Source organism: Pantoea sp. Pa-EAmG, from assembly GCF_030024295.1.
Taxonomy (GTDB): domain Bacteria; phylum Pseudomonadota; class Gammaproteobacteria; order Enterobacterales; family Enterobacteriaceae; genus Pantoea; species Pantoea dispersa.
In genome coordinates this window covers 1-524 of record NZ_JASEWO010000422.1, presented here as the reverse complement: position 1 = coordinate 524, position 524 = coordinate 1, and the positions used below count along the sequence as shown (strand labels likewise).

General features: G+C 51.9%; 2 protein-coding genes. One reads left to right on the top strand and one right to left on the bottom strand.

What is annotated here, in order from left to right:
- The coding region (locus QMM04_RS23040; protein WP_282997221.1) for a hypothetical protein at positions 1-296 on the top strand (296 nt) is incomplete at its 5' end.
- A gap of 41 nt (positions 297-337) precedes the next feature.
- On the opposite strand, the gene QMM04_RS23035 is transcribed toward QMM04_RS23040, so the two are convergent.
- Positions 338-524 (bottom strand): DUF5983 family protein (locus tag QMM04_RS23035; protein WP_282997219.1); only part of this gene is annotated, 187 nt, incomplete at its 5' end.

The following is a 524-nucleotide window of genomic DNA, read 5'->3' as shown; positions in this document are numbered from 1 at the left end:
AGCAACTGGATGAGGCGCGCAGGAATCTGGAAAACCTGCCGGATTTGACGCCACAGCGCATCACGCGCGAGGCAGCACTGGAAAATCTGAAAGACACCATTCTGGTGCTGGCAAAGGAGAAGGGCTACACCGTGGCGGATATCAAGGCGGCGCTGGATGCCATGGAATTCCGCTTCAGTGAAAAAGCAATTTCCGGCGTAATCAATGAGAGCAATGGAAAGAAAAAACGGCAGCCGCGAAAGGCTGAACCGGCTCAGGTGAAAAGCACGCCGCAGGACGAACAGCCCGCGTCATGATGGTATCCGGCAGGAGAATAATCACCTGCCGGATGTTTTTTCTACCAGTTATGAACGTTAAATTCTTCCAGTAATTCTGCATCTGCGTCGAAGTGAATCATCGCAAACTGGCATTTTTCGGTCAGAAAGGTGATAACCCGGCAGAAATCACCAGATAGCCCTTCTTCACTGAGTTGTGCTGCAGCATCCGTTCTGGCTGATACGCGGATAAGAAACCCGCTGGTCGTC